This window comes from Franconibacter helveticus LMG 23732, assembly GCF_000463115.2.
GTDB lineage: Bacteria > Pseudomonadota > Gammaproteobacteria > Enterobacterales > Enterobacteriaceae > Franconibacter > Franconibacter helveticus.
Window position 1 is genome coordinate 18,297 of sequence record NZ_AWFX01000057.1, and the last position, 25,453, is coordinate 43,749.

A 25,453-nucleotide genomic window follows, 5' to 3' on the forward strand; every position below is an offset into this window, starting at 1 on the left:
CCAGACAGGGGACACGCGCCCTGTCTTTGGAGCCAGTTTAAACAGAGGATAACAGCGCATGGTGCTTGGCAAACCGCAAACAGACCCGACTCTCGAATGGTTCTTGTCACATTGCCACATTCATAAGTACCCATCGAAGAGCACGCTGATTCACCAGGGTGAAAAAGCGGAAACGTTGTATTACATCGTTAAAGGCTCAGTGGCAGTGCTGATCAAAGACGAAGAGGGCAAGGAGATGATCCTCTCGTATCTGAATCAGGGAGACTTTATCGGCGAACTGGGCCTGTTTGAAGAGGGCCAGGAGCGCAGCGCCTGGGTTCGCGCCAAGACCGCTTGCGAAGTCGCCGAGATTTCCTATAAGAAATTCCGCCAGCTTATCCAGGTGAACCCGGACATTCTGATGCGCCTTTCTTCGCAGATGGCGCGTCGTTTGCAAGTGACGTCTGAGAAAGTAGGCAACCTGGCGTTCCTCGACGTGACGGGCCGCATCGCGCAGACGCTGCTGAACCTCGCGAAACAGCCGGACGCCATGACGCACCCCGACGGGATGCAGATCAAAATCACCCGTCAGGAGATTGGCCAGATCGTGGGTTGCTCTCGCGAAACCGTAGGCCGTATCCTGAAAATGCTTGAAGATCAGAACCTGATCTCCGCGCATGGGAAAACCATCGTGGTTTACGGCACCCGCTAAGCCACAGTAAAAAAACGGCGTGTCGCTTCGGTAACACGCCGTTTTTGTTTCTACACTTACCTCTATGTTTCGCCGCCTTATTTATCACCCGGAAGTGAACTACGCCCTGCGCCAGACATTGATCCTCTGTCTGCCAGTGGCGGTTGGCTTGCTGCTTGGTCATCTGCAACAGGGTTTGCTTTTTTCCCTCGTGCCTGCCTGCTGCAATATTGCCGGGCTGGATACGCCGCATAAACGCTTTTTCAAACGCCTGGCGATTGGCGCCTCGCTGTTCGCCGTCAGCAGCTTTACGGTACAGCTTTTACTGGCGCAGGCATTGCCTTTGCCGATCATTTTCTTCGGTATGGCGCTGCTGCTTGGCGTAACGGCGGAAATCAGCTCGCTGCATGCGCGGCTGCTGCCCGCCTCGCTTATCGCCGCTATCTTTACGCTAAGCCTTGCGGGAAATATGCCGGTCTGGGAGCCTATGCTGCTCTATGTTTTCGGCACCCTTTGGTATGGGCTTTTTAACTGGTTCTGGTTCTGGCTGTGGCGCGAGCAGCCGCTGCGCGAGTCGCTGAGCCTGCTTTATCGTGAGCTTGCAGACTATTGCGAAGCGAAATACAGCCTGTTGACGCAGCACACCGATCCGGAAAACGCCCTGCCCCCGCTGCTGACTCGCCAGCAAAAGGTGGTGGACCTTATCAGCCAGTGTTATCAGCAACTGCATATGCTGGCCGCCGGGAAGCAGAGCGGCTATAAACGCCTGCTGCGCACCTTTCAGATGGCGCTCGATCTTCAGGAACATATTTCCGTAAGCCTGCACCAGCCGGAAGAAGTGCAAAAACTGGTGGAGCGCAGCCATGCCGAAGCGGTGATCCGCTGGAACGCGCAGACCATTAGCGCCCGCCTGCGCGTGATGGCGGATGACATTCTTTATCATCGCTATCCGCACCGCTTTGCAATGGATAAACAGATTGCCGCGCTGGAAAAAATCACCCGCCAGCACCCGGACAACCTGGTCGGCCACTTCTGCGAATACCATTTCAGCCGCATCGCCCGCATTCTGCGCAGCCAGCGCCCGCTTTACACGCGCGATTTAATGGCCGACAGGCAAAAGCGTTTACCGCTGCTTCAGGCGCTGAAAAGCTACCTTTCGCTGAAGTCCGCCGCGCTGCGCAATGCCGCCCGGCTGGGTGTGATGCTTGGCATTGCAAGCCTTGTCGGCAATGCCCTGCACTTGCCTAAGCCTTACTGGATTTTAATGACGGTCATGTTTGTCACGCAGAACGGTTACGGGGCAACCCGAGTACGTATTTTGCAACGGGCGGCCGGCACGCTGGCCGGGTTAATCATCGCAGGCATAACCCTGCACTTGCATGTGCCGCAGGGTTACATGCTGCTGGTCATGCTGGCGATCACGCTGATTAGCTATCTCATCATCCGTAAAAACTACGGCTGGGCGATGATTGGCTTTACGGTAACGGCGGTTTATTCGCTGCAACTTCTGTCGCTGAACGGCGAGCAGTTTATCGTGACGCGGCTTATCGACACGCTTATTGGCTGCTTTATCGCCTTCGGCGGCATGGTCTGGCTCTGGCCGCAGTGGCAAAGCGGGCTGCTGCGCCAGAACGCCCACGACGCGCTGGAGGCGGACCAGCAGGCGCTGCGCCTGATCCTGAGCGACGATCCGCAGCCCGCGCCGCTCGCTTACCAGCGCATGCGTGTCAACCAGGCGCATAATGCGCTCTATAACTCGTTAAACCAGGCGATGCAGGAGCCCGGGTTCAATACCCGCTATTTAGCCGATATGAAACTGTGGGTCACGCACAGCCAGTTTATTGTCGAGCATATCAACGCCATGACGACGATGGCGCGTGAACACCACATGCTGACGCCGGAACTGGCGGCGCGTTATCTGGAGTCGTGTGAAATTGCGCTACAGCGCTGCCAGCAACGGCTGGAGTATGACGCGCCAGGCGGATCCCATGACGCGAATATTCTGGAAGGCCCGGAAACGCTGCCGGACACCGCATTGAGCGTGATGGAGCAGCATGTGCACCGCATTCTGGGCCACCTGAACACCATGCACACGATCTCTTCAGTGGCATGGCGTCAGCGGCCGCATCACGGCATCTGGCTTAAACGCCGGCTGGGTTGATTACCCTTTCACCACGCGCGCTACGGCTTTAGCGAAGCGCGCCATCCCTTCATCGATATCCGCGCTTTCCACTACCAGCGACGGCGCGAAGCGCATTACGTCCGGCCCGGCGTTCAACACCATCACCCCTTCGCTGGCGGCGGCGTAGAGGATATCCCGCGCGCGGCCTTTATAAGCGGGTTTAAGCTCGGCGCCGATCAGCAGTCCCATGCCGCGAATATCGCTAAAGAGATCATATTGCTCGTCGATAGCGCGCAAGTGCTGCACAAACTGCTCGCGCTTCGCGCCAACGCCTTCCAGCACCTGCGGGGTATTGATGATATCAAACGCCGCTTCCGCCACCGCGCAAGCGAGGGGGTTGCCGCCATAGGTGGAGCCGTGAGAACCCACGTGAAATGCCGAAGCGACATCCTGCGTCGCCAGCACTGCGCTGACCGGAAAACCGCCGCCGAGCGCCTTGGCGCTGGTGAGAATATCGGGCGTCACGCCGTAATGCATACAGGCGAAAAGTTTGCCGGTACGGCCCATGCCGCTCTGTACTTCATCAAACACCAGCAGCGCCTGATGCTGGTCGCACAGTTCGCGCAACCCATGTAAAAATTCCGGCGTGGCGGCGGTAACGCCCCCTTCCCCCTGCACAGGCTCTACCACCACCGCGCAGGTGTGGTCATCCATCACGGCTTTAACAGCGTTCAGGTCGTTGAAAGGAACGTGAATGATATCCGCCGGTTTTGGGCCGAAGCCGTCTGAGTATTTTGGCTGTCCGCCGACGGAGACGGTAAACAGCGAGCGGCCGTGAAATGCGTTATGGAAAGCGATAATTTTGGTTTTGTAAGGGCTATGGCGAGTAATGGCGTAATGGCGAGCCAGCTTAAACGCGGTTTCGTTGGCTTCGGTGCCGGAGTTCATAAACACCACGCGGTCGGCGAAAGTCGCTTCGATGAGTTTACGACCAAGACGCAGCGCCGGTTCATTGGTGAACACATTGCTGGTGTGCCAGAGGGTTTCGCCCTGCGTTTTCAGCGCTTCCACCAGAGCGGGATGACAGTGCCCGAGCGCTGTCACCGCAATGCCGCCCGCGAAATCCACATACTCATTACCCTGCTGATCCCACACGCGGCTGCCTTTACCCCGCACCGGAATAAACTCCGCCGGTGCATAAATTGGCAAAATCACTTCATCGAAAGTGGCGCGGGTAATTACAGATTGTTCAGTTGCCATGTCATGCCCATCCAGTTAATGCGAAAACACACATGAAAAGATAAGCATAAAATATGCATAATAAATCAATCGAAGGCAATAAAAAATCAGCGATTGAGGAAGTTTGCCAGCAGCTGATGCCCTTGTTCGCTAAGGATACTTTCTGGGTGAAACTGCACGCCTTCCAGGTCCCAGCGCTTGTGGCGAATGCCCATGATCTCCTGGCGGTCGGTCCAGGCCGTCACGATAAAGTCATCCGGCAGCGTTGGCGGGTCGATAACCAGCGAATGGTAGCGCGTAACGGTCAGCGGATTATTAAGCCCGGTAAAAACGCCTTCGCCGGTATGCTCAATCAGTGACGTTTTGCCATGCATGACTTTCTCAGCCCGCACAATGGAAGCGCCAAACGCCTGCCCTATAGCCTGATGGCCAAGGCAAACGCCAAGAATGGGAAGCTTGCCGGCATAATGAGAAATGGCCGCAAGCGATACGCCCGCTTCGTTGGGCGTGCAGGGGCCTGGAGAGATAACCAGCTTTTGCGGCGCCAGTTCCGCGATGTCGGCAAGCGTCAGCGTATCGTTGCGCCTGACCACCACCTGCGCTCCCAGCTCGCAAAAGTACTGATAAAGGTTCCAGGTAAACGAGTCGTAGTTGTCGATAAGCAGTAGCATGGCGGCTCCGGAAAAAAGAACCGCGCCATTCTACTCGCTTTCGCGCGCCTCGCTCACCACTTTGCTGAAGATCTCGCGCAGCGGCGCAAGGTCGCCCATAGCGCCGGCCTGGTTGGCCGCTTTCCACGCCTCTACATCTACGTCGCGCCAGTCGAGACTGTAACCCGCATGCAGCGCCAGTTGCTCGAAGAAAACCCGCTGCGCCCGTCCGGTGCCGATGCGAAAAGGATGCAGGACGTTTATTTCGCAGTAGTAATGGGCAAGGCGCTCAATAAAGGCTTCCAGCTCAAGGCCAACCAGATACTTTTCGTCTTCCAGCTCCTGCATCAGGGCATTACCCTCTTTTTCGATGTATTCGAAATGGCAGAAGCGGGTGTCGCCCTGATAGATATCGACTTCGCGCAGCTCGCCCGCCCATTCATACACATCCTGAAAAAGCTGGCGATGAATGGCGCACAGGTGCGGCAGCCCGCGCGACAAAGGCCCCAGCTCCAGCGTGGCGGCCCGCAGCGAGGTGAGTTCACGCTCGGCGTGCTGCAAATCCTGGAGCGAGTGAATATTAAGCCGGTTGCGCAGCACTTCGCTGCCCGACCAGAAATAGGGATCGCGTCCATCGCCAAATTTATCGCTCATAGTGCCCCCTGCGTTCGTTGATACGCGCCAGCGCCTCTTCGCGCGACAGAGAGATAAGCGGAATATCAATCCCTTCCAGACGGTTGCTGGCCTGGAAATTGGCGTTTTTTTGCCGCTCCCACAGTCGGGCCTTCTGTTTATCGGTGAGTTTTTTCGCCATAACGCCTCCCTGAACGTAACCGTATTTGCCACAAGTATAAGCAGCAATTGGCAGATGCGCAGAAAGCAAGGCGAAACGCGGGCGAAGAACACCCGCGTCGGAAGACGTTACTGAATGACTTTCGCAGAGAGGATAACTACCGGTTTTGACGGCACATTCTGGTACGGGCCGACATCGTGCGTCGGCACCTGGGCGATTTTATCCGCCACGTCCATGCCTTTCACAACTTTACCAAAAACGGCATAACCGAAATCACGCTGCCCGTGGTTCAGAAAAGCGTTGTCCGCCACATTGATAAAGAACTGGCTGGTGGCGCTGTCTTTGTCGGCGGTGCGCGCCATTGCGATGGTGCCGCGGCTGTTAGGCAGGCCGTTGTCCGCTTCGTTTTTCACCGGCGGGTTAGTGGGTTTTTGCTGCATATCTGCGGTAAACCCGCCGCCCTGAACCATAAAGCCCGGAATTACGCGATGAAAAATGGTGTTGTTATAAAAGCCGTTATTCACGTAATCCACAAAATTCTTCACCGATGCAGGGGCTTTCTGGCTGTTTAACTCCAGTTCGATGTTGCCTGCTGAAGTGGTAAGCAGTACGCGTGGATCGCCTTTAGCCGCCAGCGCGGCAGGAGAAAGCGCAGAGAGCGCAAACACAGCCGCGACAGCCGCCAGAGTGTTTTTAAGCATGAAAAATTCCTTACGTGGGCAGTGATGAATGCAAGTGGGTCGATTCTAAATAGCGTTTGTTTATCGTGCCAGACATTTACCAGGCTTTACGTAACGCTAAACGCCGGGTTTGTCGCTATTACTTTAGCTTTATCGCTACATTTATGTGACAGCTATCATGTAATAACAGAGAAGTTGCAGCAAAATACATTTCCAATGTTTAATTGGATCACGTTCGAGCATAAAATGCGCATACTTTCGGCGCTGTCAACGCGCTTTACATATCTATGCACAGGCTCCCCATGACTAACAGTAATCGCATCAGACTCACATGGATTAGTTTCTTTTCCTACGCCCTGACCGGGGCGTTGGTAATCGTCACCGGAATGGTGATGGGCAACATCGCAGAGTATTTCCATCTGCCTGTCTCCAGCATGAGCAACACCTTTACGTTTCTTAACGCCGGTATCCTTATTTCTATCTTCCTGAATGCCTGGCTGATGGAAATCGTGCCGCTGAAAACCCAACTGCGTTTTGGCTTTGTGCTGATGGTTGTCGCTGTTGTCGCCCTGATGTTCAGCCAGAGCCTGGCGCTGTTCTCAGCCGCCATGTTTGTACTGGGGCTGGTGAGCGGCATCACTATGTCGATTGGCACATTCCTGATAACCCATATGTATGAAGGCCGCCAGCGCGGTTCCCGCCTGCTGTTTACGGACTCCTTCTTCAGTATGGCCGGGATGATCTTCCCAATGGTGGCGGCTTTCCTGCTGGCCCGCGCGATTGAGTGGTATTGGGTATACGCCTGCATTGGCCTGGTTTATGTCGCTATCTTTATCCTGACCTTTGGCTGCGATTTCCCGGTACTCGGCAAGCATGCGCAGAAAAGCGACCAGCCGGTTGTGAAAGAAAAATGGGGCATCGGCGTGCTGTTTCTGTCCATCGCCGCGCTTTGCTACATTCTGGGTCAGCTTGGTTTTATCGGTTGGGTGCCGGAATACGCCACTAAAGGTCTCGGCATGAATCTCAACGACGCCGGTACGCTGGTGAGCAACTTCTGGATGTCTTACATGATTGGCATGTGGATATTCAGCTTTGTGCTGCGCTTCTTCGACCTGCAACGCATTTTGACCGTGCTGGCTGGCCTCGCCACGGTGCTGATGTACTTTTTCATCACCAGCAAACCAGAGCATATGGCCTGGTTCATTCTGGCGCTGGGTTTCTTCTCCAGCGCGATTTACACCACCATTATTACGCTTGGTTCCCAGCAGACAAAAATTGCTTCGCCGAAGCTGGTTAACTTTATTCTGACCTGCGGCACCGTCGGCACCATGCTGACATTTATCGTCACCGGCCCGATTGTCGCGAATCACGGTCCCCAGGCTGCGCTGTTCACCGCTAACGGTCTTTATGCCGTGGTCTTTGTCATGTGCTTCGCGCTGGGCTTTGTGAGCCGCCATCGCCAGCATGCGGCAACCGCCTCCGCGCACTGATAACATCCCCTGCCCCTTTGCTTTTAAAAGGGGCATTTTCCTGCCCAACGCAAACCACTTCGCTTTCTCTTCAGACTTCCTGGCTTTCTCTCCATTACCCAGCGCCTGAGGCTTTTCGCGCCTGCTGCGTTAGTTGTTAACTCTTTGTGATCACTTCACCGCGCCGTTGCAGTTGAACCGCTTTTTTGTTCAGAAAATCCTCAAGTATGAATTTCCAGAAATTTCCATAACTTAGAAAATAAGCGAAAAATCAATCATATACCTCTTAAGGGGTATATAAGAGGGCAATTGATCCACATCAATAAGTGGGGGTGCTGAATCGTTAAGGTAGGCAGTAATAGAAAAGAAATCGAGGCAAAAATGAGCAACGTCAAACTCGCTATTATCGGTAACGGCATGGTCGGCCACCGCTTTATCGAGGACCTTCTCGACAAAGCCGAACCGGGCCAGTTCGACATTACCGTATTCTGTGAAGAGCCGCGCATCGCCTATGACCGCGTGCATCTTTCATCTTATTTCTCCCACCATACTGCTGAAGAACTCTCCCTCGTACGCGAAGGCTTCTACGAAAAACATGGCGTAAAAGTGCTGGTTGGCGAACGGGCAATCACCATTAACCGCCAGGAGAAGGTCATTCATTCCAGCTCCGGGCGCAGCGTCTACTACGACAAGCTGATCATGGCGACTGGCTCTTATCCGTGGATCCCGCCAATCAAAGGTTCAGATACCCAGGATTGCTTCGTTTACCGCACCATTGAAGATCTCAACGCCATTGAAGCCTGCGCCCGCCGCAGCAAACGCGGCGCGGTGGTCGGCGGCGGCCTGCTCGGTCTGGAAGCGGCTGGCGCGCTGAAAAACTTAGGCGTGGAAACCCACGTTATCGAATTCGCGCCGATGCTGATGGCCGAACAGCTCGACCAGATGGGCGGCGAGCAACTGCGTCGCAAAATTGAAAGCATGGGCGTGAAAGTTCACACCAGCAAAAATACCCAGGAGATTGTCCAGCAGGGCGTTGAGGCGCGCAAAACCATGCGCTTCGCCGACGGCAGCGAACTGGAAGTGGACTTTATCGTCTTCTCCACCGGTATTCGCCCGCGCGATAAGCTTGCCAGGCAGTGCGACCTTGCTATCGCCCAGCGCGGCGGCATCATCGTTAACGATCAATGCCAGACTTCCGACCCGGATATCTACGCCATCGGCGAATGCGCCAGCTGGAACAACCGCGTCTACGGCCTGGTCGCGCCTGGCTACAAAATGGCGCAGGTGGCGGTGGACCATATCCTTGGCAACGCTAACGCCTTCGAAGGGGCGGACCTCAGCGCTAAGCTGAAACTGCTGGGCGTGGACGTAGGCGGTATTGGCGACGCGCATGGCCGCACGCCGAACTCCCGCAGCTATGTTTTCCTCGACGAGAGCAAAGAAGTCTACAAACGCCTCGTTGTCAGCGCAGACAACAAAACCCTGCTCGGTGCGGTGCTGGTAGGCGACACCAGCGACTACGGCAATCTGCTGCAACTGGTGCTGAACGCTATTGAACTGCCGGAAAACCCCGACTCGCTCATCCTGCCCGCGCATGCAAGCCAGGGCAAACCCGCTATCGGCGTGGATAAACTGCCGGACAGCGCGCAAATTTGCTCCTGCTTCGACGTCACCAAAGGCGACCTGGTCGCCGCCATCGGGCGCGGCTGCCACACCGTTGCGGCGCTGAAAGCGGAAACCAAAGCCGGTACCGGCTGCGGCGGCTGTATCCCGCTGGTAACCCAGGTGCTGAATGCCGAGCTTGCGAAACAGGGCATTGAGATCACCAATAACCTGTGTGAACACTTCGCATTCTCCCGCCAGGAGCTTTACCACCTCATTCGCGTGGAAGGCATTAAATCCTTCGACGAACTGCTGGCGAAATATGGCAAAGGCTACGGCTGTGAAGTCTGTAAACCCACCGTCGGCTCGCTGCTTGCCTCATGCTGGAACGAATATGTGCTGAAACCGCAGCACACCCCGTTACAGGACACTAACGACAATTTCCTGGCGAACATCCAGAAAGACGGCACCTATTCGGTTATCCCGCGTTCCGCCGGCGGCGAAATCACGCCGGAAGGGCTGATGGAAGTGGGCCGCATCGCCCGTGAATTCAATCTCTACACCAAAATCACCGGCTCCCAGCGCATTGGCCTGTTTGGCGCGCGCAAAGACGACCTGCCGGAAATCTGGCGCCAGCTTATCAATGCAGGCTTTGAAACCGGCCACGCCTACGCGAAAGCGCTGCGCATGGCGAAAACCTGTGTCGGCAGCACATGGTGCCGCTACGGCGTGGGCGACAGCGTGGGCTTCGGCGTCGAGCTGGAAAATCGCTACAAAGGCATCCGCACCCCGCACAAAATGAAGTTCGGCGTCTCCGGCTGCACCCGTGAATGCGCCGAAGCGCAGGGCAAAGATGTCGGTATCATCGCCACCGAAAAAGGCTGGAACCTGTACGTTTGCGGCAACGGCGGCATGAAACCGCGCCATGCCGATCTGCTGGCGGCGGACCTCGATCGCGAAACCCTGATTAAGTACCTTGACCGCTTCATGATGTTTTATATCCGCACCGCCGACAAACTGACCCGCACAGCCCCATGGCTGGACGCGATGGAAGGCGGCATTGATTACCTGAAGAGCGTCATTATCGATGACAAGCTGGGCCTGAATTCCCAGCTGGAAGCGGAAATGACCCGTCTGCGCGAAGCGGTTATCTGCGAATGGACCGAAACGGTCAACAACCAGCAGGCGCAGGTTCGCTTCAAACACTTTATCAACAGCGATCGTCGCGACCCGAACGTACAGGTCGTCGCGGAACGCGAGCAGCATCGTCCGGCTACGCCGTATGAGCGCATCCCGGTCACCTTCGTGGAGGAGGAAACTGTATGAGCCAGTGGAACACCGTCTGCCAGCTTGATGACATTATCCCGGCAACCGGCGTCTGCGCCCTGCTTGGCAATAACCAGGTAGCGATTTTCCGCCCCCGCGCTGACGATGTCGTTTACGCCATCAGCAATATCGACCCGTTCTTTGAAGCAAGCGTGCTTTCACGCGGCATTATTGCCGAACACCAGGGCGAGCTCTGGGTGGCGAGCCCGCTGAAAAAACAGCGCTTCCGCCTGCGTGACGGGCTGTGCATGGAAGATGAAAGCCGTTCCGTCGCCCATTTTGAAGCGCGCGTGAAAGACGGCCAGGTGCAGGTTAAGGCGTAACGTCTCGCGCAAAACGGCGGGTAACGCAGCGCCTACCCGCCTGGCAGCTTAACGCGAATCAGCAAGTGGCCCTCTCGCTTCAGAAAAGCGGGCCAGGGTGAGGCGCCTTAGAGAGGCTTAAGCCTCCACGCCTCACCCGCCTTCCCCCATTTTTAGGGCAAGGCAAGAAATAACAACATTAAGCGCACCGGAAAAACCGGGCGCGACGCCCTAAGGCGAACCTTTTTACTTTTTAATTTCACTCACTTTTTAGGATAACCACTATGTTTACCGACACTATCAATAAGTGCGCGGCGAATGCGTCCCGCATCGCCCGCCTCTCGGCGAATAATCCGCTGGGCTTCTGGGTCAGTTCCGCCATGGCGGGCGCTTACGTAGGGCTTGGCATCATCCTGATTTTCACTCTCGGCAACCTGCTCGACCCGTCGGTGCGTCCGTTGGTAATGGGCGCCACCTTCGGCATCGCGCTGACGCTCGTTATTATCGCCGGCTCCGAGCTTTTCACCGGCCACACCATGTTCCTGACTCTTGGGGTGAAAGCGGGGGCTATCAGTCACGGCCAGATGTGGGCCATCCTGCCGCAAACCTGGCTTGGCAATCTGGTGGGCTCAGTATTTGTCGCCCTGCTCTACAGCTGGGGCGGCGGCAGCCTGCTGCCGGTAGATACCAGCCTCGTGCATACCGTCGCGCTCGCTAAAACTACCGCGCCCGCAACCGTGCTGTTCTTTAAAGGCGCGCTCTGCAACTGGCTGGTCTGCCTCGCTATCTGGATGGCGATCCGCACTGAAGGCGCGGCAAAATTCATCGCTATCTGGTGGTGCCTGCTGGCCTTTATCGCTTCCGGATACGAACACTCCGTCGCGAATATGACGCTCTTCGCGCTCTCCTGGTTTGGTCATCACAGCGAAGCGTATACCCTCTCCGGCATTGGCCATAACCTGTTGTGGGTAACCCTCGGCAACACCCTCTCTGGCGCCGTGTTCATGGGTTTGGGTTACTGGTATGCTACTCCGCGTGCAGAGCGCCCGCAGCCTGCCGCGCAAACCGCGCCTGAAACCGCCCGTTAAGCCGACAAGAAGGATACGCCGTGGATCACCTGCCGATATTTTGTCAGTTACGCAATCGTCCCTGTCTGCTGGTTGGCGGCGGCGACGTGGCAGAACGCAAGGCGCGTCTGCTGATGGAGGCAGGAGCCCTGGTCACCGTTAACGCGCTGGCGTTTACGCCGCAGTTTCACGCCTGGGCGCAGCAAGGCATGCTGAGTCTGGCTACGGGGGAGTTCGATCCGCGCTTGCTGGACACCTGCTGGCTGGCGATAGCCGCCACCGACGACGACGCCGTAAACCAGCAGGTAAGCGAAGCCGCCGAAGCGCGCCGCATCTTCTGCAACGTCGTGGATGCGCCGAAACAGGCGAGCTTCATTATGCCTTCCATTATCGACCGCTCGCCGCTGATGGTGGCGGTCTCCTCCGGCGGCACCTCGCCGGTGCTTGCCCGCCTGCTGCGTGAAAAGCTGGAAGCCTTGCTGCCCCAGCATATCGGCAAGCTGGCGAGCTATGCGGGCAACCTGCGCAAGCGCGTGAAGCACACGTTTTCCACCATGAGCGAGCGCCGTCGTTTCTGGGAAAAGCTATTTGTTAATGACCGCCTCGCCCAGTCGCTCGCCAACGACGATCGCCCCAACGTGGCGGATATCACCGAAACGCTGTTCAGCGAACCGCTGGAAAACCGCGGCGAAGTGGTGCTGGTGGGCGCAGGCCCCGGCGATCCGGGCTTGCTGACGCTCAAAGGGTTACAGCAGATCCAGCAGGCCGATATTGTGGTCTATGACCGCCTGGTCTCTGATGAAATCATGAACCTGGTGCGCCGCGATGCCGACCGGGTGTTTGTCGGCAAGCGGGCAGGCTACCACTGCGTACCGCAGGAGGAGATTAATCAGATCCTGCTGCGCGAAGCCCAGCGCGGCAAACGCGTGGTGCGTCTGAAAGGCGGCGATCCGTTTATCTTCGGGCGCGGCGGCGAAGAGCTGGAAACCCTCTGCAACGCAGGCATTCCTTTCTCCGTCGTACCAGGCATCACCGCCGCATCAGGCTGCTCCGCCTATGCCGGTATCCCGCTGACTCACCGCGATTACGCCCAGAGCGTGCGGCTGGTTACCGGCCACCTGAAAACCGGCAGCGAGCTGGACTGGCATAATCTCGCAGCGGAAAAGCAGACGCTGGTGTTCTATATGGGGCTAAACCAGGCGGCGGCTATTCAGGAAAAACTGCTCGAGCATGGCATGGAAGCAAACATGCCGGTCGCGCTGGTGGAAAACGGCACCAGTGTGAAGCAGCGCGTGGTGAAAGGGACGCTCACGCAGCTCGCTGCGCTGGCCCAGCAGGTAGAAAGCCCGAGCCTGATTATTGTGGGGCGCGTCGTGGCGCTGCGCGATAAACTCAACTGGTTCTCTTCAAAATAATTCTCTTCTGGCGGGCCACGCACAGCGGCCCGCATTTAATTTCTTCTATTTCAAACAGTTAACCAAACAGCTCCTCACACTTCGCTAACATGTGGCGATTTTGTGATCCATCTCGCCAACGCTACTCATCATATGTTGTTATATTCGTTATGCGTCATCTCATCATGAAAACAGCATAGCGATTTCTTCATGACCCGCGCTATTCGGGTCATGCGGCCTCCTGCTGCCTTCATCCGGGCGACGCGCTCTGAACCCCTACAACTCCATTTGAAAACTAAAAAGGTAACGATATGGAAGGCCAGGAACTCCAACGCAAGCTCGGCTTCTGGGCCGTGCTGGCCATTTCCGTCGGAACGACCGTCGGTTCCGGTATTTTCGTTTCGGTTGGCGAAGTGGCGAAAGCGGCAGGCACCCCGTGGCTTACGGTGCTCGCTTTTGTTATTGGCGGTTTGATTGTGATCCCGCAGATGTGCGTTTACGCGGAACTCTCCACCGCCTATCCCGAAAACGGCGCAGACTATGTTTACCTGAAAAACGCAGGCAGCCGTCCGCTGGCGTTTCTCTCCGGCTGGGCCAGCTTCTGGGCAAACGACGCGCCGTCGCTCTCTATCATGGCGCTGGCGATTGTCAGCAACCTCGGCTTTCTGGTGGCAATCGACCCCTTCACCGGCAAGCTCATCGCTACCGGGCTGATCCTCGCGTTTATGCTGCTGCACCTGCGCTCGGTAGAAGGCGGCGCCACGTTCCAGACGCTGATCACCATCGCTAAAATTATCCCCTTCGCCATTGTTATCGGCGTCGGCATTTTCTGGCTGAAGGGCGATAACTTTACCGCGCCGGCGACATCGGCCACCACCAGCGCGGCGGCGGGCGTGATGGCGCTGCTGGCGGGCATTTCCGCCACCAGCTGGTCTTATACCGGCATGGCTTCTATCTGCTACATGACGGGCGAAATCAAAAACCCCGGCAAAACCATGCCGCGAGCGCTGATTGGCTCCTGCCTGCTGGTGCTGGTGCTCTACTCGCTGCTGGCGCTGGTGATTTCCGGGCTGATGCCGTTTGACAAGCTTGCCGCTTCCGGCACGCCGATTTCCGACGCGCTGACCTACATTCCTGCGCTCGGCAGCGTGGCGGGCGTTTTTGTCGCCGTCACCGCGATGATTGTTATCCTGGGCTCCCTTTCCAGTTGCGTGATGTATCAGCCGCGCCTCGAGTACGCGATGGCGAAAGATAATCTGTTCTTCAAATGTTTCGGTCACGTTCACCCGAAATACAACACGCCGGATGTCTCCATCATCCTGCAATGCGCCCTCGGCATCTTCTTTATCTTTGTGTCCGACCTGACCAGCCTGCTTGGCTACTTCACGCTGGTGATGTGCTTTAAAAACACCCTCACCTTCGGCTCCATTATCTGGTGTCGCAAACGGGAAGATTACCAACCGCTGTGGCGCACCCCGGCTTTCGGTTTGATGACCTTCGCCGCTATCGCGTCAAGCCTCATCCTGGTCGCCTCGACCTTCGTATGGGCGCCCGTCCCGGGCCTTATCTGCGCCCTGATTGTTATCGCCACCGGCCTGCCCGCTTACGCCTTCTGGGAAAAGCGCAACCGCCGTCTGGCTCATGTTTCCTAACCCTGTCTGGAGAGTTGTTTCATGTTGAATATCGATAAAAGCACCGTGGATTTCCTGGTCACTGAAAATATGGTTCAGGAAGTGGAGAAGATTCTGGAGAAGGATGTGCCACGCGTGCACGCCATCGTCGATGAAATGATTAAGCGCGGCATCGACCGCATCTATTTTGTCGCCTGCGGCTCGCCGCTTAACGCCGCGCAAACGGCGAAGCATCTTGCCGACCGTTTCTCCAGCTTGCAGGTTTACGCCCTTTCCGGCTGGGAGTTCTGCGACAACACGCCGTACCGTCTGGACTCAAAATGCGCAGTTATCGGCGTTTCCGACTACGGCAAAACCGAAGAAGTGATCAAAGCGCTGGAGCTTGGCGCCGCCTGCGGCGCGCTGACCGCCGCGTTCACCAAGCGCCCGGACAGCCCGATTGTGCAGGCCGCCGAACATGTGGTGGCGTACGAAGCGGACTGCATCTGGGAGATCCATCTGCTGCTCTGCTACAGCGTGGTGCTGGAGATGATCACCCGCCTCGCGCCGCATGCCGAAATCGGCAAAATCAAAAACGATCTGCGCAAGCTGCCGCAGGCGCTGGGTCATCTGGTGCGCACCTGGGAAGATAAAGGCCGCCAGCTTGGCGAGCAGGCTTCGCAATGGCCGATGATCTATACCGTTTCCGCAGGCCCGCTGCGCCCGCTCGGTTACAAAGAGGGCATCGTCACCCTGATGGAATTCACCTGGACCCATGGCTCGGTGATTGAGAGCGGCGAGTTCCGCCACGGCCCGCTGGAGATCGTCGAGCCGGGCGTACCGTTCCTCTTCCTGCTGGGCAATGATGAAAGCCGCCATACCACCGAGCGCGCCATTCGCTTTGTGCGCCAGCGCACCGATAACGTCATCGTTATCGACTACGAAGAGATTTCCCAGGGGCTGCATCCGTGGCTTGCGCCGTTCCTGATGTTCGTGCCGATGGAGTGGCTCTGCTACTACCTCTCCATTTACAAAGATCACAACCCGGACGACCGCCGTTACTACGGCGGCATTGTCGAGTATTAATCCCCGCCCGGCCTCTGCGGGGGGCCGGGACTTTCATGCAAGGAGAAGGGTTATGAAAACGGGTATGTTTACCTGCGGGCATCAGCGTTTGCCGCTGGAGCACGCCTTTCGCGACGCGCACGAACTGGGCTACGACGGGATCGAGCTGTGGGGCGGCAGGCCGCACGCCTTTGCGCCGGACTTAAAAGCGGGCGGCATCCGCCACGTTAAAGAACTTTCTCGCCTGTATCAGATGCCCATCATCGGCTATACGCCGGAGACCAACGGCTATCCGTACAATATGATGCTGGGCGACGAACGGATGCGCCGGGAAAGTCTGGATATGATCAAGCTTGCCATGGAGATGGCGAAAGAGATGGGCGCGGGCTTCACAATGATTTCTGCGGCGCATGCGGGTTATCTCACCACGCCGGAGGTTATCTGGCAGCGCCTCGCCGATAACCTGCGCGAGCTGGCGGACTTCGCCGAGGACATCGGCATCGACCTGCTGCTGGAGCCGCTCACGCCCTATGAATCCAATGTGGTTTGTAATGCTAACGACGTGCTGCGCGCCCTTGCGCTTGTTCCCTCGCCGCGGCTTTACAGCATGGTCGATATCTGCGCGCCGTTTGTTCAGGGCGAGCCGGTGATGAGCTACTTCGACAAGCTTGGCGACAAGCTGCGCCATTTGCATATCGTCGACAGCGACGGCGCCAGCGACAGCCACTATATTCCGGGCGAAGGCAAAATGCCGCTGCGCGAGCTGATGCGCGATATTATCGACCGGGGCTATGACGGCTACTGCACCATTGAACTGGTCACCATGTACATGAACGAACCGCGGCTTTACGCCCGTAAGGCGCTGGCGCGCTTTCGCGAACTTTTAACGCAGGAGGCGCAATGAAAAAGCTGGCGACAGTAGGCGATAACTGCGTGGATATCTATGCGCAGCTCGGCAAAGCGTTTTCCGGCGGCAACGCCGTAAACGTGGCGGTTTACAGTACCCGTTACGGCATGCAACCCACCTGTGTGAGCTGGGTAGGCGATGATGATTACGGCAAGATGCTCCGGCGCGACCTGGAGCAAAAAGGCGTGAATACCTTTCGCCTGCGCGTAAAGCCGGGCGTGACGGCGCAAACACAGGTAGAGCTTCGTAACAATGATCGCATTCTTGGCGATTATACCGAAGGCGTAATGGCGGCGTTCCAGGTGAGCGAAGAAGATCTCGACTGGTTAAAAAGCTTCGACATCATCCACTCCGCCATCTGGGGCCACGCCGAAGGGGCGTTTCCCGCGCTGAAGGCCGCAGGAAAAATCCTCTCATTTGATTTCGCCGATAAATGGGAAAGCCCGCTGTGGCGTACGCTGCCGGAGCATCTGGATTATCTCTTCGCTTCAGCGAATGAAGAGACGCCCTGGCTGCGTGACCGGCTGCAAACGGTAGTGCAGTGCGGCGCAGGCGTCGCCATCGCCACCCTTGGGGAAAACGGCAGCCTGGCGTGGGACGGAAAACAGTTCTGGCGAATGCCGCCGGAACTGGTGGACGTGGTGGATACAATGGGCGCGGGCGATTCTTACATCGCAGGCTTTCTTTGCGCCATTGCCGCCAACCTGCCGCTGCACGAAGCCATGAAGCAGGGGACGCAGTGCGCCGCCAGAACCCTCAGCTACCACGGCGCATGGTAAGGACTGCGTTGGCGTGACGAGCCTCACGCCAACGCCCTGTTACTCAACAATAAAGGCTCCTATAATCAACCCCACGCTTTTTACAACCTCAGGGTCGATTCATGCCAGCTACGGAGCGCTATTCCCACCAACTTCTCTACGCCACCGTGCGCCAGCGTCTGCTGGATGATATCGAGCAGGGCGTTTACCAGGCCGGACAGCAGATCCCTACCGAAAACGAACTTTGCGCGCTCTATAACGTCAGCCGCATTACCATCCGCAAGGCTATCAGCGACCTGGTAAAAGATGGCGTGTTGATCCGCTGGCAGGGGAAAGGCACGTTCGTACAAAGCAAAAAGGTGGAGAACGCGTTGCTGACGGTGAGCGGCTTTACCGATTTCGGCGTCTCTCAGGGCAAACTCACGAAAGAAGAAGTGATTGAGCAGGCGCGGGTCAGCGCCGACCCGTTCTGCGAAAAACTCAACATTCCCGGCGGCAGTGAGATGTTTCTGCTGCGCCGGGTTATGTATCTTGATGGCGAACCGCTTTTTATCGACGGCTCCTGGATCCCGCTCGCGCGTTATCCACAATTTGACGAGATTTACACCGCTGGCGCCTCAACTTACCAGCTGTTTCAGGAGCGATACGATACGCGGGTAGTCAGCGATAAAAAAACCATCGACATTTTCACTGCCACTAAATCAGAAGCGCAGTGGCTGAAGTGCGAACTGGGCGAGCCGCTTTTTCGTATCAGCAAAATTGCTTTCGATCAGCACGATCGTCCCGTGCACTTTTCTGAATTGTTCTGCCGGGCCAACCGGGTCAGCCTCACTATAGATAACCAGCGGCGTTGAAGCCTTATGCTGGCATTCTTTAAGGGTTCCTTTAATTTTCCGGTTACCCAAAAAGGAAGCGGTTTTTATTCCGGTAGAGGGTCTTTTTCCAGACGTTGACGCGCCGACGTCTGAAGCGCATAACTCTCTCCCGTTATGTTTTATTCACAAATATATTCATAACGAATACCAGGAATCTGCAATTAATAGGGATGAAGAATGAATCGTATCGTGAAACTCACTGTTCTGGCTGTCGCGCTCTCCACACTTACCGCCTGCACCGGGCATATTGAAAATAAACAGAAAAATTGCAGCTACGATTATCTGCTGCATCCAGCTATTTCTATTTCTAAAATTATTGGCGGCTGCGGCCCGGCAGCAGAGTAATAATGGCCGGGCGTTAGAGCAGATATAAAAAAACCGGGACATTTCCCGGTTTTTCTCTTTTACGGTTGAGCGACGAAGCCGATGGCTTCATAAACCGCTTTCAGCGTCTGGGACGCGTGGGCGCGCGCTTTTTCCGCCCCCTCTTTCATCACGCTTTGCAGGAAAGCTTCGTCGTTGCGGTAGCGGTGGTAGCGCTCCTGCAACTCGGTCAACATGCCGGAGACAGCTTCCGCCACTTCGCCTTTCAGATGACCATACATTTTGCCTTCGAAATGCTGTTCAAGCTCGGCGATGCTCTTGCCGTTTACGGCGCTCAGAATATCCAGCAGGTTAGACACGCCCGCTTTGTTGGCCACGTCATAACGCACAACCGGCGGCTCGTCGGAGTCGGTGACGGCGCGTTTAATCTTTTTCACCACTGATTTCGGATCTTCCAGCAGGCCGATGACGTTGTTGCGGTTGTCGTCAGACTTGGACATCTTCTTAGTCGGTTCAAGCAGCGACATGACGCGCGCGCCTGATTTCGGAATAAACGGCTCCGGCACTTTGAAGATATCGCCATAGATAGCATTAAAGCGTTGCGCCACATCGCGGCTCAGCTCCAGGTGCTGCTTCTGATCTTCGCCCACCGGCACCAGATTGGTCTGATACAGCAGGATATCCGCCGCCATCAGCACCGGGTAGTCGAACAGGCCGGCGTTGATGTTTTCGGCATAGCGCGCTGATTTATCTTTAAACTGCGTCATGCGGCTCAGTTCGCCGAAATAGGTATAGCAATTCAGCGCCCAGCCAAGCTGCGCGTGTTCTGGTACGTGAGACTGTACGAAAATGGTGCTCTTTTTCGGGTCGATGCCGCAGGCGAGGTAGAGCGCGAGCGTATCAAGGGTCGCTTTGCGCAGCGCTGCCGGGTCCTGACGCACAGTGATGGCGTGCTGGTCAACGATACAGTAGATGCAATGGTAGTCGTCCTGCATGTTAACCCACTGACGCAGCGCACCCATGTAGTTACCAATGGTCAATTCACCTGATGGCTGCGCGCCGCTAAAAACGATGGGCTTACTCATTTTTCAATTCCTGATTTTCACTGTGGGGTAGCCCGAGAGCGGGCAAAAGGTCACGGAAGTGGTCGAAGATAATATCGGGTTTGCTTAACGCTATCGCTTCGCCATAGTTATAGCCATACGTCAGGCCCACCGAGCAGCAGCCCGCAGCCTGAGCGGCCAGAATATCATTACGCGAATCGCCGACAAACAGCAATTCCGGCGCCGAAAGCTGAAGTTTCTCAAGCACCATCAGCAGCGGCTCCGGATGCGGCTTTTTATTAACCACGTCATCGCCGCCGATAATCACAGCAAAAAACTCAGCGATACCCAGCGCTTCCAGCAGCGGCGCCACGAAAGGGGTCGGCTTGTTGGTGACCAGCGCCATCGGCATGCCGTTATCATGTAAAGCGCGCAGCGTCTGCTCAACGTCCGGAAACAGGAAGCTGCTCTCCCCGACGACTTCGCCATAGTAACGGTCAAAAAGCTTGCGCAGCATACGCGCCTGCTCCGCTTCGGGAATATCCATCGCGTCCAGCGGCGGCTTTCCGGCGGCGGCGCGCAGGGCCGCCTTTTCATCACGCGCCCATTTCAGCGCGCGCTCCACCAGCACATCGGCGCCGTTGCCAATCCAGGTGATGACCCGCGCCTCGCCCGCCGGCGGCAGCTCCAGCGCGTAAAGCGCGTTGTCTATGGCGTACGTCAGCCCCGGCGCGCTGTCGACCAGCGTACCGTCGAGGTCAAACGCCACGCCGCGAATGGCCTGTAACTTATCCATGGCTTACCTTCGCCAGTTCGCTGCGCATTTCATCAATAACTTGTTTGTAATCAGGCTGATTAAAGATAGCGGAGCCTGCGACAAACATATCGGCGCCCGCGGCGGCGATTTCGCCAATATTGTCCGCTTTCACGCCGCCATCCACTTCCAGCCGGATATCGCGCCCGGAAGCATCGATGCGCCTGCGCACCTCTTTGAGCTTTTCAAGCGTATGCGGAATAAACGACTGGCCGCCAAAACCCGGGTTCACCGACATCAGCAGAATAACGTCCAGCTTGTCCATAACGTGATCGAGCCAGTTGAGCGAGGTGGCGGGGTTCAGCACCAGACCGGCTTTGCAGCCATGCTCTTTGATAAGCTGCAACGAGCGGTCAACATGTTCGGAAGCTTCAGGATGGAAGGTAATATACGTTGCGCCCGCTGCGGCGAAGTCCGGGATGATTCTGTCGACAGGCTTAACCATTAAATGAACGTCTATCGGCGCGGTGATGCCGTAGTCGCGCAGCGCTTTCAGCACCATCGGCCCCATCGTGAGATTGGGCACGTAATGGTTATCCATAACGTCAAAATGGACGACATCGCCGCCAGCCGCCAGGGCGCGGGCGGTATCTTCGCCCAGGCGAGCGAAGTCTGCCGACAGGATCGAGGGGGCAATCAAATACTGTTTCATCCGCTTCTCCATTAAAAGTATTTTATGGCGGGCGAAACGGCTCAGGCTTGATAGAGCGCCAGCAGTTCGTCCACCTTCTTACGTGTGCCGCCGTTGCTGCTAATGCTGCGTCTGACTTTTACCTTATGCAGCTTTGTTGCCTGCTGATACCAGACGCGCGTCAGCGCGGTATCGTGGTTAGAGATAAGCACCGGAATTTGGTTGCTGCGCAAGCCTTCCGCCAGTTCAGCCAGTTGCTGCTGCTGCGCCAGGTTAAAGCTGTTGGTGTGATAAGCCGTAAAGTTGGCAGTCGCGGAGAGCGGCGCATAGGGCGGATCGCAGTAAACAACGGAGCCTGCTTTAGCGCGAATCATGCTGGCATCGTAGGACTCACAAAAAAACAGAGCGTTCTGCGCGCGCTCGGCAAAGTGATACAGCTCCTCTTCCGGGAAGTAAGGCTTCTTATAGCGGCCAAACGGCACGTTAAACTCGCCGCGCATGTTATAGCGACACAGGCCATTGTAGCCGTGGCGGTTAAGATACAAAAAGAGCAACGAACGGCGAAAAGGGTCGACGCTCTGGTTAAACTCTTCGCGCAACTGGTAATAGACTTCCGACTGATTATGCGACGCGGTAAACAGCAAACGCGCTTCGTTAACGTAATCGTCCGGCTTGTCCTTAACGGTATTGTAGAGGCTTATCAGGTCGCTATTGATATCGGCGAGGATATAGCGCGAATAATCCGTATTGAGGAAGACCGAACCTGCGCCAACAAACGGCTCGATGAGGCAATCGCCATCAGGGAGATGACGTTTTATATCGTCGAGCAGGGGGTATTTCCCCCCTGCCCATTTCAAAAAAGCGCGATGTTTTTTCATGCTGCTTGTTACTTTACCTTTCCCCGCTGTGGAGAAAGGCTCCGACAGCATACTGCGCTTTTACTCATTATTTCAGATCGGACTGAACCTGGTGAATCGGCTTCGCCCACGGGTTCTTCGCCTGAACATCGGCAGGCAGCGTAGAAACCGCGCGCTTCGCTTCATCTTTAGAGGCGTAAACGCCGCTCACCAGCACATACCACGGCTGACCGTTACGGGTCGTTTGATAGACCACGTAGTTTTTCAGGTTCTCTTTTTTCGCCCACGCGTTGAGGTTGTTGTAGTTCGAGGAACTACTCAGTTGCAGCGTGTAGTGGCTGGACGGCGCGGACTTCAGCGAACCGACATTGCCGGTCGCGGCGGCTGGCGCGCTGGCGCTTTGCGCAGGCGCGGCGGCCTTAGGCGCGCTGGCGGTAGCGGTGGCTGGCGCGGAGGCTTTAGGCGCGGCGGTAGTCGCCGCAGGCGCTTTCACCGGCTCGGACGCGGTGCCGCTGGCTGGCGCGGAGACTGGTTCGCTACGCTTCGTCGTTGTGACAGGCTTCGGCTCGCTGGCAGGCGTTTTTGCGGTTGCCTGCGGCTTGCTTTGGGTCGGTTGCGCTTTGCGCGGCTCCGGCTCAATCACCACCTGTTTGCGCTCATGACGCGGCGCTGCGGCCTGGCGGGAAGCAGGCTCCTGCGGCGCGGCCTGACGGGAAGCGGCGTTGTTATTACCTACCGCCGCCACGGTGGCAGGTTCGGTTGGCAGCGTCGAAGCGCCGGATACGGCGTTATCGATCTGCCCCTGCTGCTGGGTCAGCGCGTTATTCAAATCGCCCTGCACTTCAACGCGCTGCTGGTTAGCAGGCTGCGGCTGCGCCTGGCCCTGCGTCGGCGTAGAAGAGATTGGCGGTAAAGTGACATCCTGCGGGTTGTTGCCCGGCGCCGGGTTAGCGGCAGAGGTTTCACCCGGCTGCGGCTGCGCGCCGTTAGCCTGGTCGGCAGGCGTGCCGCCGTTACTGGCATTGCCCGCGAGATCGATATTCTTTTCAGCAGGCTGGTTTTGCGCGCTGGAGTCGGACGACGGCCCCTGAAGCGCGGAGCCAATGCCGATAATCAACACCAGCAGCACCAGAATGCCGAGCGCCATCATCAGATGCTGGCGCGAAACCGGGCCTTTAGCCGGCGCTTTTTTACGCTTGCGCGGACGACGCTCAACCGCTTCTTCGTCTGTCGCTTCATCCGCTTCGTATGCTTCGTCTTCGCGTACACGCTCTTCTTCGCGCGCGCGACGGGTGCGAGAAGGACGCGGATCGTCAGCGTCCAGCTCCACATCGTTGATGTTCAACTGCGGCTCGTTATCATAGTCAGTTGATTTACGAGAACGACCAGGACGACGATCGCTGGGATCGGGTTTCAGCTCGTCTTCCGGTTTGAATTCATCCATTTAACACCCCACACTAAGGCTTATTGCGGCCCGCGGCTACGCACATCGCCCGAAATAAAACGCCGCCAGATACTGGCGACAGGCCGTTCTAATAGTTACGCCTACTGGCAATCAGCAATGGCGCTAATAACCACATCGTGCGGCACTCCGCCGCGCACTTCGCTTTTCCCTATCGCCAGCGGCAGCACCAAACGCAGCTCCCCCGCCAGCACTTTTTTATCGCGCATCATGTGCGGTAAATACGCTTCCGGCGCCATGGCTTCCGGCCCCGTCACAGGCAAACCCGCACGCGTTAACAGCGCGATAACCCGCTGCGTATCCGCTTCGCTGAAATTGCCAAGACGCTGCGCTGTACGCGCCGCCATAACCATGCCTGCGGCGACAGCTTCGCCGTGCAGCCAGTTGCCGTAGCCCATTTCCGCTTCGATAGCGTGACCGAAAGTATGGCCAAGATTGAGTAAAGCACGTAAGCCGCTTTCACGCTCATCCGCCGCCACGACTTCCGCTTTTATCTCGCAGCAACGACGAATGCAATAAGCCATCGCCTCGCCATCCAGCGCCAGCAACGCATCCAGATTTTTCTCAAGCCAGTCGAAGAAATCGCCGTCAAGGATAATGCCGTATTTGATAACTTCAGCAAGACCGGAAGCGAGTTCGCGAGCGGGCAGCGTCTTCAGGCAATCGAGATCGATAACAACAGCAGCAGGCTGATAGAACGCGCCTATCATATTTTTGCCGAGCGGATGATTTACTGCGGTTTTCCCGCCGACGGAGGAGTCAACCTGCGACAGCAGCGTAGTCGGCACCTGGATAAAGCGGACGCCTCGCTGATAGCTGGCGGCGGCAAACCCGGTGAGGTCGCCTACTACTCCGCCGCCCAGCGCGATAAGTGTGGTATCGCGACCATGCGGTTTCTCCAGCAGCGCGGTGAAAACGGTATCCATTACCGCCAGGCTTTTATATTGCTCGCCATCAGGAAGAATGACCTGATCGACCTTCACTCCCGCCTGCTCCAGCACCTGACGCACACGGGTAAGGTACAGCGGCGCCAGTGTCTCGTTGGTTACCAGCATAACCTGGTCACCCGCGCGCAAAGGCCAAAAGGAAGCCGGATCGTTGAACAATCCGGCCGCGATGGTGATAGGGTAACTACGTTCCCCGAGAGTGACTGTCAACCTCTCCATGACGCTAAGTAACCTTATGTGCTAGTACCCGCAGGCGAGTATTGGATTAGCCGGAATCAGTTATTTTCCAGCATATGGATAATCTGGTTAGCCACCACTTTCGCGCTTTGATCGTCAGTACGGATGGTCACGTCGGCGATCTCTTCATAAAGCGGATTGCGTTCGTTAGCGAGCGCTTCAAGCACTTCACGCGGCGGCGTCTCCACCTGAAGCAAAGGGCGTTTTTTATCACGCTGGGTACGAGCAAGCTGTTTTTCGATAGTGGTTTCCAGATAAACCACAACGCCACGAGCGGAAAGACGGTTACGGGTTTCGCGGGATTTGACAGAACCGCCACCCGTCGCGAGCACAATACCCTGTTTTTCCGTCAGCTCGTTGATAACCTTTTCCTCACGATCGCGGAAACCTTCTTCGCCTTCGACATCGAAGACCCAGCCCACGTCAGCGCCCGTTCGTTTTTCGATTTCTTGATCAGAATCGTAGAATTCCATATTGAGCTGCTGCGCTAACTGACGCCCGATGGTGCTTTTGCCAGCGCCCATAGGCCCAACCAGAAAGATATTGCGTTTTTCTGCCATGTTTTCGGTACTACTAAGACAATTCGTTGATGATAAACCCGGTGCGCCA

At 56.7% G+C, this 25,453-nt stretch carries 25 protein-coding genes; 13 read left to right on the forward strand and 12 right to left on the reverse strand.

The window, feature by feature from the left end; all coding sequences use genetic code 11:
• The first annotated feature begins 58 nt into the window (after nucleotides 1-58).
• Together crp and DW56_RS19605 are read left to right on the forward strand one after the other, a co-directional pair.
• Nucleotides 59-691, forward strand: a complete 633-nt coding sequence (gene crp / locus DW56_RS19600; RefSeq protein WP_000242758.1) for a cAMP-activated global transcriptional regulator CRP — start codon at nucleotides 59-61, stop codon at nucleotides 689-691.
• A gap of 64 nt (nucleotides 692-755) precedes the next feature.
• Nucleotides 756-2,831, forward strand: a complete 2,076-nt coding sequence (locus DW56_RS19605) for a YccS/YhfK family putative transporter (protein WP_024554247.1) — start codon at nucleotides 756-758, stop codon at nucleotides 2,829-2,831.
• Here DW56_RS19605 and argD read toward each other — a convergent pair whose 3' ends face one another.
• The 5 genes from argD to ppiA all read right to left on the reverse strand — a co-directional run bounded on the left by argD (nucleotide 2,832) and on the right by ppiA (nucleotide 6,175).
• Nucleotides 2,832-4,052 carry a bifunctional acetylornithine/succinyldiaminopimelate transaminase gene (gene argD, locus DW56_RS19610; RefSeq protein WP_024554248.1) on the reverse strand — a complete coding sequence of 407 codons (1,221 nt, stop codon included), beginning with the start codon at nucleotides 4,050-4,052 and terminating at the stop codon, nucleotides 2,832-2,834.
• Nucleotides 4,053-4,138: 86 nt separating this feature from the next.
• Nucleotides 4,139-4,702, reverse strand: coding sequence for an aminodeoxychorismate synthase component 2 (gene pabA / locus DW56_RS19615; RefSeq protein ID WP_024554249.1), 564 nt, complete (start codon nucleotides 4,700-4,702; stop codon nucleotides 4,139-4,141).
• A 30-nt stretch (nucleotides 4,703-4,732) separates the two neighbouring features.
• Nucleotides 4,733-5,335: a putative adenosine monophosphate-protein transferase Fic gene (locus DW56_RS19620; RefSeq protein WP_024562191.1), complete on the reverse strand. Its 603-nt coding sequence runs from the start codon at nucleotides 5,333-5,335 to the stop codon at nucleotides 4,733-4,735.
• On the reverse strand, nucleotides 5,325-5,495 hold the full coding sequence (locus DW56_RS22010; RefSeq protein ID WP_049292942.1) for a YhfG family protein: 171 nt from the start codon (nucleotides 5,493-5,495) through the stop codon (nucleotides 5,325-5,327). The genes DW56_RS19620 and DW56_RS22010 overlap by 11 nt, the downstream gene beginning before the upstream one ends.
• Before the next feature lie 107 nt (nucleotides 5,496-5,602).
• Nucleotides 5,603-6,175, reverse strand: a complete 573-nt coding sequence (gene ppiA / locus DW56_RS19625) for a peptidylprolyl isomerase A (protein WP_024552806.1) — start codon at nucleotides 6,173-6,175, stop codon at nucleotides 5,603-5,605.
• Nucleotides 6,176-6,456: 281 nt separating this feature from the next.
• Here ppiA and tsgA point away from each other — a divergent pair, with 281 nt between their 5' ends.
• The 11 genes from tsgA (at nucleotide 6,457) to DW56_RS22015 (ending at nucleotide 18,874) form a co-directional block, all read left to right on the forward strand.
• Entirely contained in the window at nucleotides 6,457-7,644 is a 1,188-nt protein-coding gene (gene tsgA / locus DW56_RS19630; protein WP_024552807.1) for an MFS transporter TsgA, read from the forward strand.
• A 360-nt stretch (nucleotides 7,645-8,004) separates the two neighbouring features.
• Nucleotides 8,005-10,551: a nitrite reductase large subunit NirB gene (gene nirB, locus DW56_RS19635; protein ID WP_024552808.1), complete on the forward strand. Its 2,547-nt coding sequence runs from the start codon at nucleotides 8,005-8,007 to the stop codon at nucleotides 10,549-10,551.
• On the forward strand, nucleotides 10,548-10,874 hold the full coding sequence (nirD, locus tag DW56_RS19640) for a nitrite reductase small subunit NirD (RefSeq protein WP_024552809.1): 327 nt from the start codon (nucleotides 10,548-10,550) through the stop codon (nucleotides 10,872-10,874). Before nirB ends, nirD begins: the two co-directional genes overlap by 4 nt.
• 263 nt (nucleotides 10,875-11,137) lie before the next feature.
• On the forward strand, nucleotides 11,138-11,941 hold the full coding sequence (gene nirC / locus DW56_RS19645; RefSeq protein WP_024552810.1) for a nitrite transporter NirC: 804 nt from the start codon (nucleotides 11,138-11,140) through the stop codon (nucleotides 11,939-11,941).
• Nucleotides 11,942-11,961: 20 nt separating this feature from the next.
• On the forward strand, nucleotides 11,962-13,335 hold the full coding sequence (gene cysG / locus DW56_RS19650; protein ID WP_029590214.1) for a siroheme synthase CysG: 1,374 nt from the start codon (nucleotides 11,962-11,964) through the stop codon (nucleotides 13,333-13,335).
• Nucleotides 13,336-13,625: 290 nt separating this feature from the next.
• On the forward strand, nucleotides 13,626-14,966 hold the full coding sequence (gene frlA / locus DW56_RS19655) for a fructoselysine/psicoselysine transporter FrlA (protein ID WP_024552812.1): 1,341 nt from the start codon (nucleotides 13,626-13,628) through the stop codon (nucleotides 14,964-14,966).
• Between the two features lie 21 nt (nucleotides 14,967-14,987).
• Nucleotides 14,988-16,010, forward strand: a complete 1,023-nt coding sequence (gene frlB, locus DW56_RS19660; RefSeq protein WP_024552813.1) for a fructoselysine 6-phosphate deglycase — start codon at nucleotides 14,988-14,990, stop codon at nucleotides 16,008-16,010.
• Nucleotides 16,011-16,062: 52 nt separating this feature from the next.
• Nucleotides 16,063-16,893: a fructoselysine 3-epimerase gene (gene frlC / locus DW56_RS19665; RefSeq protein WP_024552814.1), complete on the forward strand. Its 831-nt coding sequence runs from the start codon at nucleotides 16,063-16,065 to the stop codon at nucleotides 16,891-16,893.
• Entirely contained in the window at nucleotides 16,890-17,675 is a 786-nt protein-coding gene (gene frlD, locus DW56_RS19670) for a fructoselysine 6-kinase (RefSeq protein ID WP_024552815.1), read from the forward strand. Before frlC ends, frlD begins: the two co-directional genes overlap by 4 nt.
• Nucleotides 17,676-17,776: 101 nt before the next feature.
• Complete coding sequence (locus DW56_RS19675) at nucleotides 17,777-18,508, forward strand: GntR family transcriptional regulator (RefSeq protein WP_024552816.1); 732 nt, start codon at nucleotides 17,777-17,779, stop codon at nucleotides 18,506-18,508.
• 198 nt (nucleotides 18,509-18,706) lie between these two features.
• Nucleotides 18,707-18,874: a YhfL family protein gene (locus DW56_RS22015; protein WP_024552817.1), complete on the forward strand. Its 168-nt coding sequence runs from the start codon at nucleotides 18,707-18,709 to the stop codon at nucleotides 18,872-18,874.
• Between the two features lie 59 nt (nucleotides 18,875-18,933).
• Here DW56_RS22015 and trpS read toward each other — a convergent pair whose 3' ends face one another.
• From trpS to aroK, 7 genes are all read right to left on the reverse strand, one after another.
• Nucleotides 18,934-19,938 carry a tryptophan--tRNA ligase gene (trpS, locus tag DW56_RS19680; RefSeq protein WP_024552818.1) on the reverse strand — a complete coding sequence of 335 codons (1,005 nt, stop codon included), beginning with the start codon at nucleotides 19,936-19,938 and terminating at the stop codon, nucleotides 18,934-18,936.
• On the reverse strand, nucleotides 19,931-20,692 hold the full coding sequence (gene gph / locus DW56_RS19685) for a phosphoglycolate phosphatase (protein ID WP_024552819.1): 762 nt from the start codon (nucleotides 20,690-20,692) through the stop codon (nucleotides 19,931-19,933). The genes trpS and gph overlap by 8 nt, the downstream gene beginning before the upstream one ends.
• Nucleotides 20,685-21,362: a ribulose-phosphate 3-epimerase gene (rpe, locus tag DW56_RS19690; RefSeq protein WP_024552820.1), complete on the reverse strand. Its 678-nt coding sequence runs from the start codon at nucleotides 21,360-21,362 to the stop codon at nucleotides 20,685-20,687. The genes gph and rpe overlap by 8 nt, the downstream gene beginning before the upstream one ends.
• Before the next feature lie 41 nt (nucleotides 21,363-21,403).
• Complete coding sequence (gene dam / locus DW56_RS19695; RefSeq protein ID WP_024552821.1) at nucleotides 21,404-22,219, reverse strand: adenine-specific DNA-methyltransferase; 816 nt, start codon at nucleotides 22,217-22,219, stop codon at nucleotides 21,404-21,406.
• A gap of 67 nt (nucleotides 22,220-22,286) precedes the next feature.
• Entirely contained in the window at nucleotides 22,287-23,642 is a 1,356-nt protein-coding gene (damX, locus tag DW56_RS19700; protein WP_024552822.1) for a cell division protein DamX, read from the reverse strand.
• A 101-nt stretch (nucleotides 23,643-23,743) separates the two neighbouring features.
• Complete coding sequence (gene aroB, locus DW56_RS19705; RefSeq protein WP_029697470.1) at nucleotides 23,744-24,826, reverse strand: 3-dehydroquinate synthase; 1,083 nt, start codon at nucleotides 24,824-24,826, stop codon at nucleotides 23,744-23,746.
• Between the two features lie 56 nt (nucleotides 24,827-24,882).
• The gene (aroK, locus tag DW56_RS19710; protein WP_024552823.1) at nucleotides 24,883-25,404 is read right to left on the reverse strand and encodes a shikimate kinase AroK; all 522 of its coding nucleotides are present in this window, start codon (nucleotides 25,402-25,404) and stop codon (nucleotides 24,883-24,885) included.
• Between the last annotated feature and the right edge of the window lie 49 nt (nucleotides 25,405-25,453).

Excerpts from the sequence above, each read along its gene's own strand:
- ppiA (WP_024552806.1), bottom strand. The coding sequence starts at position 6,175 with ATGCTTAAAAACACTCTGGCGGCTGTCGCGGCTGTGTTTGCGCTCTCT.
- nirC (WP_024552810.1), top strand. The coding sequence starts at position 11,138 with ATGTTTACCGACACTATCAATAAGTGCGCGGCGAATGCGTCCCGCATC.
- DW56_RS22010 (WP_049292942.1), bottom strand. The coding sequence starts at position 5,495 with ATGGCGAAAAAACTCACCGATAAACAGAAGGCCCGACTGTGGGAGCGG.
- aroK (WP_024552823.1), bottom strand. The coding sequence starts at position 25,404 with ATGGCAGAAAAACGCAATATCTTTCTGGTTGGGCCTATGGGCGCTGGC.
- crp (WP_000242758.1), top strand. The coding sequence starts at position 59 with ATGGTGCTTGGCAAACCGCAAACAGACCCGACTCTCGAATGGTTCTTG.
- rpe (WP_024552820.1), bottom strand. The coding sequence starts at position 21,362 with ATGAAACAGTATTTGATTGCCCCCTCGATCCTGTCGGCAGACTTCGCT.
- frlD (WP_024552815.1), top strand. The coding sequence starts at position 16,890 with ATGAAAAAGCTGGCGACAGTAGGCGATAACTGCGTGGATATCTATGCG.
- DW56_RS19605 (WP_024554247.1), top strand. The coding sequence starts at position 756 with ATGTTTCGCCGCCTTATTTATCACCCGGAAGTGAACTACGCCCTGCGC.
- nirD (WP_024552809.1), top strand. The coding sequence starts at position 10,548 with ATGAGCCAGTGGAACACCGTCTGCCAGCTTGATGACATTATCCCGGCA.
- frlA (WP_024552812.1), top strand. The coding sequence starts at position 13,626 with ATGGAAGGCCAGGAACTCCAACGCAAGCTCGGCTTCTGGGCCGTGCTG.
- frlC (WP_024552814.1), top strand. The coding sequence starts at position 16,063 with ATGAAAACGGGTATGTTTACCTGCGGGCATCAGCGTTTGCCGCTGGAG.
- aroB (WP_029697470.1), bottom strand. The coding sequence starts at position 24,826 with ATGGAGAGGTTGACAGTCACTCTCGGGGAACGTAGTTACCCTATCACC.
- nirB (WP_024552808.1), top strand. The coding sequence starts at position 8,005 with ATGAGCAACGTCAAACTCGCTATTATCGGTAACGGCATGGTCGGCCAC.
- DW56_RS22015 (WP_024552817.1), top strand. The coding sequence starts at position 18,707 with ATGAATCGTATCGTGAAACTCACTGTTCTGGCTGTCGCGCTCTCCACA.
- pabA (WP_024554249.1), bottom strand. The coding sequence starts at position 4,702 with ATGCTACTGCTTATCGACAACTACGACTCGTTTACCTGGAACCTTTAT.
- trpS (WP_024552818.1), bottom strand. The coding sequence starts at position 19,938 with ATGAGTAAGCCCATCGTTTTTAGCGGCGCGCAGCCATCAGGTGAATTG.
- DW56_RS19620 (WP_024562191.1), bottom strand. The coding sequence starts at position 5,335 with ATGAGCGATAAATTTGGCGATGGACGCGATCCCTATTTCTGGTCGGGC.
- gph (WP_024552819.1), bottom strand. The coding sequence starts at position 20,692 with ATGGATAAGTTACAGGCCATTCGCGGCGTGGCGTTTGACCTCGACGGT.
- frlB (WP_024552813.1), top strand. The coding sequence starts at position 14,988 with ATGTTGAATATCGATAAAAGCACCGTGGATTTCCTGGTCACTGAAAAT.
- dam (WP_024552821.1), bottom strand. The coding sequence starts at position 22,219 with ATGAAAAAACATCGCGCTTTTTTGAAATGGGCAGGGGGGAAATACCCC.
- tsgA (WP_024552807.1), top strand. The coding sequence starts at position 6,457 with ATGACTAACAGTAATCGCATCAGACTCACATGGATTAGTTTCTTTTCC.
- DW56_RS19675 (WP_024552816.1), top strand. The coding sequence starts at position 17,777 with ATGCCAGCTACGGAGCGCTATTCCCACCAACTTCTCTACGCCACCGTG.
- argD (WP_024554248.1), bottom strand. The coding sequence starts at position 4,052 with ATGGCAACTGAACAATCTGTAATTACCCGCGCCACTTTCGATGAAGTG.
- damX (WP_024552822.1), bottom strand. The coding sequence starts at position 23,642 with ATGGATGAATTCAAACCGGAAGACGAGCTGAAACCCGATCCCAGCGAT.